Genomic DNA, 7,302 nt, shown 5'->3' with positions numbered 1-7,302 from the left:
GGCAAGTTCTTTTGTAATTCTTGGAAGTATTCTCTAACTTGGTCTTTGGAACGGTTATCCGTTTTTTTTCGGGATGGGTTACTTTCATTGGGTTTTTGCTTGGTCGTAAAATTTACAAATGTAGCTCATCCCAAGTTTTTATCAAAATGCCCTGCCCAGCGATTAGAGTTTATTGTTTCGTTGAGTATTCTCCATTGACCGCTGCTTCGTCTCTACTTTTTAAAATAAAAAACCCTACGTTACTACTTGCCTTACTATGGAGTAGAAGCTGAACTTGGCTGAATTCTTAGTGTCCTTTACGGTTATTTTGAATATTAAAACAACTTCACTGATATTATGGAACAGAAAAAAGCCTAAAAATGATGCTTAAAAAGCGGTAATCCCTAACTTTACGTTTTTCGATTTAGAATAAATAGCGGCTGTAAAGATGTCACAAAAGAAGATTCAAACCGTATTTGAAGAAATGAGTAAGGTGGTGGTGGGGCAGGAAACCCTCATCAATCGTCTGTTGGTAGGGCTTTTTACCGGAGGGCATATTTTGTTGGAAGGGGTGCCGGGTTTGGCCAAAACCCTTACCGTAAATACCCTTGCCCACGTACTCAATCTTGACTTTCAACGCATACAATTTACTCCCGATTTGCTCCCTGCCGATATAGTCGGGACCATGATTTATAAGCCTAAATTGGGTGACTACGAAGTAAAAAAAGGGCCGATTTTTGCCAATATGATTTTGGCGGATGAGGTCAATCGCTCTCCGGCCAAAGTACAATCGGCGTTGCTGGAAGCAATGCAGGAAAAGCAAGTTACGATTGGGGAAGATACGTTTCGGCTCGACCGCCCATTTTTTGTGTTGGCTACCCAAAACCCCGTTGAACAGGAAGGGACGTATCCACTTCCTGAGGCGCAATTGGACCGATTTATGATGAAGGTTTTTGTAGATTATCCTACCAAATCCCAGGAATTGGAAGTGATGCGAAGGATGTCTAATTTGGATTATAACTATCAACCCAAAGCTGTGCTCAGTAAAGAAGACATTGCTCAAATCAGAGGAGAAATCAACCAAATTACACTCTCAGAAACTCTGGAAAATTACATCGTTGAGTTGGTATTCGCTACACGTCGTCCACTTGAATATGGCTTGCGAGAAGAAGCCCGTTATATTCAATTCGGAGCGTCGCCGCGCGGAACGATTAAGCTCAATTTGGCTGCCAAAGCATTGGCTTATATGGACGGACGCGATTACGTACTTCCCGAAGACATAAAAGAAGTAGCTCCCGATGTGTTCAATCACCGCATCATGCTCAACTACGAAGCCGAAGCCGACGGCATTACTACCCGATTTGTGATTGACTCTATTCTTCGTAAAGTAGCCATTGGACGTTAAGATGAAGCGTAGAGAAGCATTGCAAAAAATTGGCTTGTCGGCTGCGGTGCTGCCTTCCGATCAAGCATCGGAAAGCAAAAAGAGAGTGTTGCGCGTTGCCCATATTACAGATGTGCACATTCGCCCCGAACACGATGCGCCTAATCGGTTCAAAAAATGTATCAATGAAATAAAGAAGCACCGACCTGACTTTTTCCTGAACGGCGGAGATACGATTTACGCGGCCAATTATCAAAATATCACCCGCGAACGTGTACTGGAGCAATGGAAGATATGGAAAGAAGGAAGAGACGTTCTGAAAGAGTATGAAATCCATAGCTGCCTCGGAAACCATGATACGTGGTGGGCAGCACCTTCACCGCAAGATGAAATGTATGGAAAAAAAATTGTAATCAGGCAGTTAGAGATGCCGAAACGTTATTACAGTTTTGACAAAAAAGGCTGGCATTTCATTGTACTGGACAGTAACAACAAAAATGCAGTTTCACTGGACGATGAACAGCGAGCGTGGTTGGAGGCAGATTTGGCAAAATTGGCCGTCAATACGCCCGTTTTAGTCATGAGCCACTATCCCTTGCTGGCGGCTTGTACGCATCTGGACGGCGGGGGAATGCACACCGATTTTAAGTATTTGGTCAATTTGTTTTACCAACACAAAGACAAAATCAAAACCTGCATCAGTGGTCATATTCATTTGGTGGACCGAGTGGTTTACAATAATCTCCCATATTATTGCAACGGAGCTTTGAGCGGATTTTGGTGGGAAGAGGGATATAAAAACTCAGCGCAGAAATACTACTATCTTCAAACACCTCCCGGCTACGCTGTCATTGATTTATACAATGATGGCAGTGTTGAAAACACCTATCATCCGCATTCGTTTTAATAGGAAAGGCGACCTTCGGGCCGCCTTTCCTATTATGCTTCCATATCTAAATTTATTTCCCTCCACCCAACTTACTGCCTCCTGCCTTTGAAGTCTCGCTTACTGCGGCAGGTGAAAGGTGTTGATTGATTCCTTTTTCCATCATAGGCAACCCTTCAGTCATCCAGGAGGGAGCAGGAGCATCTTTGAGATAATGGTCAAAATATTGGTACAGACGTACGGCAAAATCTTTCATGTTCTGACGTTTGGTCAAGCCATGTTTTTCGCCGTTGTAGTTGAGCATCCACACCGGTTTATCTAACCGTTTGAGTGCCATATAGAACTCAATTCCCTGATACCAAGGCACAGCGCCGTCGTCGTCGTTGTGCATCATCAATACGGGCGTTTGGATTTTTGGAGCGTGGAAAAGCGGCGAATTTTCGATGTACTGCATCGGTTTTTCCCATAAGGTTCCCCCAATACGGGTTTGAGTACGCTCATACTGCGCTTGACGAGAATTGCCTGATTCCCAACGAATACCGCCGTATGCACTGGTCATGTTAGCTACGGGAGCACCGGCTTCGGCCGCTTTGAACAGGTTGGTCTGCGTCACTAAATAAGCCGTTTGGTAACCACCCCAACTGTGTCCTGAAATTCCGATTTTGTCTTTATCCACAAACCCTTTGTCAATCATACTCAACACACCCGGAACAATGCAATTGTAGGCACTTTGGCCCGGATAGCCGTTTTTGTAAACAATATCAGGGACAAAAACCAAGTAGTCATTGCTGGTAAAATAAGAGAAGTTGATGTAAGAACGAATGGGACGGGGAGCATAATGCGTGTGTACATTATCCGAGTTTTTTTCGTAGAAATACGTCATCATCGGGTATTTCTTGGTCGGGTCAAAATTTTCGGGTTTGTACAATAGCCCCTGCAATGGTGTGCCATCACCGGCGCGCCAGCTGACACGTTCCACTGAGCCCCATAAATAATTGGCCTGTTGCGGATTAGCTTCCGTTACCTTCGTAACAGTTTTAAAGCTTCCATCAGTCGCGTACCAATCCGGATAATCTTTGAAGGTTTGTTTGGTGAATAAATAACGCTCGGCATTTTTTGCTTTCAAAACAAAATTACCCACGCTGAAATCTCCTTCGTACAACTTTGTAAGTTGCTGCGTAATAGGGTTTAATTGAGAATACCCTTCCTGCTTCGTCGTTTCGTTGACGGTACTCACCAACATTGGTTTTGACAAATCAATATTCCTTTCTTCCAAATCTGTACGCACGTACCGGGAAACTAATTTAGAAGCGCGTCCATTGGTCAATTTTTTGGCATTGCCCGGATTGGAGGGGTCAATTTGCCAAATGTCGTAACGGTCATAAATCAGGATGGATTGGTCGCCTTTGCTCCAGCCTGCTGCTCCGTATGCATTTGGGAAGTCAGGATGGTCATCTTCTTCGTCTGCATATTTTACGGCTTTGTTAGTTGTTAACTGAACCGTTTTGTTGGCAGCCAAATCATGCGCAAACCACGAAGTGTCCGGATTGGAAAACCAATACAAGTACTTGCCTTCGGGCGACACGCGCACGTTACCCTGTATTTTTTCTTTGATCATTTGCTTGGAACCGTCTTTCGTACTGATGACATAGGTATCCTCTTTAGAATTCCAATCCCAGTGTTGATTGGAATAACGTACGTCAGAATGCCCTACGATAAACTCACCGTTGCCTTCATTTACCAAGTCGGCATCTGGGATGAGTTCGCTGCCTAATTGCACCAGTTTTTTATCACTCAAATTCACCAGTGCCAAATAAGATTTTTTTCGGTCTCTCTCCAGAGATACTTTTTGCTGAGGTTGGAGTTTTGTATCCTGCCAATTCCACACTTCTACGTTGACAATCTCTTCGGGGAGAAGGGTCGTGTCCTGAACAATAGGTTTGGGATTGGTGCCAAAAAACAATTTAGAGCCGTCTTTTGAAAACTTAGGCGTGTATTCGCTGCTGATGAGCCATCCCTGCGCGGCCGGTTGTGTAGTTTCGTCGGCTAAACGTGTAGCTACGGCATCGCCGGTTTTCCAGTAAAATAATTTCGGCAAACGAATTTGAACCTTAGCATTAGTATCCAAATCGGCTACGAAAGCGAGTTGGTCACCGTTATCATCAAATGACAATTTCTTGAATTTATGTTTGGGAAGACCGGCATGAATCAAAGTCAGTTGATTGCTTGCGGGTTCAAATACGTAAACGCCTGTCTTGGTAGAATCAGCGCCCGTCGAGGCAAAAGCCAATCGTTTTCCATTTTTAGAAACTTCGTATTCCGTTACGAAAGGAAAGACTTTTTCGGTACCGTTTTTCAATTGACGTACCACTAAGCGATACCCATTTTCTTCCGACTCTCTTTTGGGGCGTTTACTTGGTCCTTTTTTGGTAGTATCGGCCTTCACCTTGGCACTTTCGCCTAAGTAAGCAACCCAATCACCTCCTTTTTCTCCTATTTTGAAAGACTGAACGGTAGGAACTTTAAGCAGTTGTTTGGTGGAAAGCGCATAAATTCCCAACGAGTCTTTGGGCATTTCGTCACGTTTCTTTTTGGCACGTTTGGCGGCCTTTGTTACGCTGAGTTGCGGTTTGATTTTAAACATGGCAAATTCAGAGTCGGTGCTCAGTTTCAGACCTTCACCACGAGCCACTGAATCCACCTGCTGGGTGTTGAGGTTATGAAACACTACTTTTCCATTGCCTTCCTGTGGATTGAGGGCATACCCAAACCAAACTCCATTGTTGCTGATGACTCGTTCGGGAATGTCCTTCCAAAAATCGTAAACGTCGTGGGTGAGGGGCTTTTTTACCACCGCCGGGGTCTCGACAGCGGGCTTTTTTGCTTTCTTTTGGGCAAAACTCACGTAAGTGCCCAGCAGACATGCTGCTGTGTAAAGTAGAATTTTTCTCATTGATGAAGTATATTTAGTACTCAAAAATACACTTTTTGAGCATTTTATTGGCAAATGGTTCTTTTATTTGCGACAAAACAGAGAAATCTGACTATGATTTGCGTTATCGGACTTCCAAAGCACAAAATCGCAATTCATTTTCTAAGATTTCAAACTCCTCGTCCCACAAGCTATTTTTCTGCATTAGGCCTTTTATAACCTGAAAATCATTGTCATTGAGGAGATAAGAAGCTACTACTGAGCTGTATTCCGCTTTGGGTGTACCCTCGTAAAAAAGATTACGTAACTGTCGAATGATTGAATTACGCTTGGGGATGGATTTTAAAGGGCTTTGGTCATATTCTTTGATTTTGGTGCTGATTTCTTCTAACCTTTCAACAGCCTTATCGCTAATATCAAATCGTTTATTGACCCACAAAATTCGATCATTCAGGTTGAGGATATCAATGCTTAACTTCCTTTTTCTGTTTTGGGCCTGAAACGATACCCTTGAAAGTAAAAATGGTCTTTTGGATCTTCATAACGTGGATTGATGATTGGCTCTATTTTAGTATCGTAGTCACCTTTGGCCTTGTTGCAGGCACTGCTTATGGGCAATAGATTTTCCCATTTGACTACTTCCTCAGGATATAACGATTTTGGGGCAAAGTGTTCCACTTCAGCTTCAGGATATTTGCCTTCTTCCTGTAGTTTACACTCGGAAAAGCAACATTTTCCGTTTGACAGGGCTAACAATTGTTTGGCAATGAATTCCTTTTTCCAAACGCTATTGCCCGTTTTCTGAAATTTTTCGGTTAAATGGGCCACTACTTCCTCCGTCAATTCAGCCGGACAAGGTAAGTCTTGTAATCTAATCATAAGGTGGTAGGGGCAATGGCTCCCAACTGCAATTTGAGAAGTTTTCGTTGGCTGCTGTTGGGGTGGAGAAGCTGCAAAAGTGCATCATAAGCTGCTTTGGCTTTCTTATAATCTCCACTATCAAGTCCGTCTTCAAATTGATGAAGAAGGTTCAAATAGGTGTCTGACAAAGTTTTATCACCAAGCCCCATCAAATCCTGTAAAATCTCTTCGATGGTCCATCCTCTAAACGTCCCAAATTCCTGTCGAATGTGGGTTTGGTTGTCTTCTCCTTTTTCCAAAATAATCAGATTTACATTCTCTGCCGACTGCACGATTAAGGGGCTGTGTGCTGTAACGATAAACTGAACATTTGGAAAAATACCGCTCAGATGGCTAATGATTTTGCGTTGCCAATCGGGATGCAGGTGTAAATCAATTTCATCGACCAATACAATGGCAGCCCCTGTGAGCGGATTGTCTAATTTTGGATAACGTTCAAAAAGTTTTTTTGCTAAATCTACCACCCAAGCCATTGTTGCTTGATAGCCGTATCCTAACTCTTTCAAACGTACCTTACCATAGTCCGTATCAAACAAGGCGTAGTTTTTGATGCTGTTGGTATTAGGATCTAATTCGGATTTAAGATCAATAGCTTTTACATCAGGTAACAGGCCGCTTGCTAAAACCATCTTTAATTTCTCTAATACAGTTTGAGCATTAGGAACATTGCTTTTAGCTGCATAATCTAATTGCAGAAGCCATTCTTCTGCGTTGGTTAGTTCAAAATTGTCTTGGAAGATAGGGGCTATGTTATTTTCTTGACTATTCTCTGTAATGTTTGAATGAGACATACGACGAGAAGTGCCATACCCGTAAAACTTAAATTCTCCAATTTCGTCATTTTTCTCATAATGTCTTTGAGACCCCCAAATCATATGCTTTTTTCTTAACATCATTCCTCGCTCATAATACCAACTGAAATCTAAGTTTTTATTAGAATCCAAGGTCTTAACTGTTTGAATATTTGCACTTATTTCAAAAGAGCTTTTTGACGCAAAAAAATCAACTTCAGGCCATTCATATGCTGAAGCTACTGGAGCAATAATACTTTCCCCTTGTCCCTCAATATTAAATACTACTGCATTTATACTCAAACTAAAGAGGTTTGCAATCCAGTAGGGGCTGGATTGAGTTTTTGGAAATTTGTATTTATCAAAGACTCTAATTTGTCTTTGTAGTTGCCAATATTGGCAAAAAAGT

General features: G+C 42.5%; 7 protein-coding genes. 3 read left to right on the top strand and 4 right to left on the bottom strand.

Annotated elements, in window-relative coordinates; genetic code table 11:
- The 3 genes from Q0081_RS27740 to Q0081_RS27730 all read left to right on the top strand — a co-directional run.
- A partial coding sequence (locus Q0081_RS27740) for a hypothetical protein (protein ID WP_298361222.1) occupies positions 1–198 on the top strand: 198 nt, incomplete at its 5' end.
- 229 nt (positions 199–427) lie between these two features.
- Entirely contained in the window at positions 428–1,384 is a 957-nt protein-coding gene (locus Q0081_RS27735) for a MoxR family ATPase (RefSeq protein WP_298361220.1), read from the top strand.
- Between the two features lies 1 nt (position 1,385).
- Positions 1,386–2,270 carry a metallophosphoesterase gene (locus Q0081_RS27730; RefSeq protein ID WP_298361218.1) on the top strand — a complete coding sequence of 295 codons (885 nt, stop codon included), beginning with the start codon at positions 1,386–1,388 and terminating at the stop codon, positions 2,268–2,270.
- 52 nt (positions 2,271–2,322) lie between these two features.
- On the opposite strand, the gene Q0081_RS27725 is transcribed toward Q0081_RS27730, so the two are convergent.
- From Q0081_RS27725 to Q0081_RS27710, 4 genes are all read right to left on the bottom strand, one after another.
- Positions 2,323–5,202 carry a S9 family peptidase gene (locus Q0081_RS27725; RefSeq protein WP_298361216.1) on the bottom strand — a complete coding sequence of 960 codons (2,880 nt, stop codon included), beginning with the start codon at positions 5,200–5,202 and terminating at the stop codon, positions 2,323–2,325.
- A gap of 103 nt (positions 5,203–5,305) precedes the next feature.
- Positions 5,306–5,620 (bottom strand): hypothetical protein, encoded by a 315-nt coding sequence (locus tag Q0081_RS27720; protein ID WP_298361214.1) that lies wholly within the window; start codon positions 5,618–5,620, stop codon positions 5,306–5,308.
- A 32-nt stretch (positions 5,621–5,652) separates the two neighbouring features.
- Entirely contained in the window at positions 5,653–6,060 is a 408-nt protein-coding gene (locus Q0081_RS27715) for a hypothetical protein (protein ID WP_298361212.1), read from the bottom strand.
- On the bottom strand, positions 6,057–7,302 hold a 1,246-nt coding region (locus Q0081_RS27710; RefSeq protein WP_298361210.1), incomplete at its 5' end, for an AAA family ATPase. The genes Q0081_RS27715 and Q0081_RS27710, both read right to left, overlap by 4 nt.

This window comes from Runella sp. (assembly GCF_027484545.1).
Taxonomy (GTDB): domain Bacteria; phylum Bacteroidota; class Bacteroidia; order Cytophagales; family Spirosomataceae; genus Runella.
This window is presented reverse-complemented; position numbering and strand designations above follow the sequence as displayed.

Bases quoted from the DNA above. Each gene is read 5' to 3' on its own strand.
- Q0081_RS27715 (WP_298361212.1), bottom strand. From the start codon at position 6,060: ATGATTAGATTACAAGACTTACCTTGTCCGGCTGAATTGACGGAGGAA.
- Q0081_RS27735 (WP_298361220.1), top strand. From the start codon at position 428: ATGTCACAAAAGAAGATTCAAACCGTATTTGAAGAAATGAGTAAGGTG.
- Q0081_RS27730 (WP_298361218.1), top strand. From the start codon at position 1,386: ATGAAGCGTAGAGAAGCATTGCAAAAAATTGGCTTGTCGGCTGCGGTG.
- Q0081_RS27725 (WP_298361216.1), bottom strand. From the start codon at position 5,202: ATGAGAAAAATTCTACTTTACACAGCAGCATGTCTGCTGGGCACTTAC.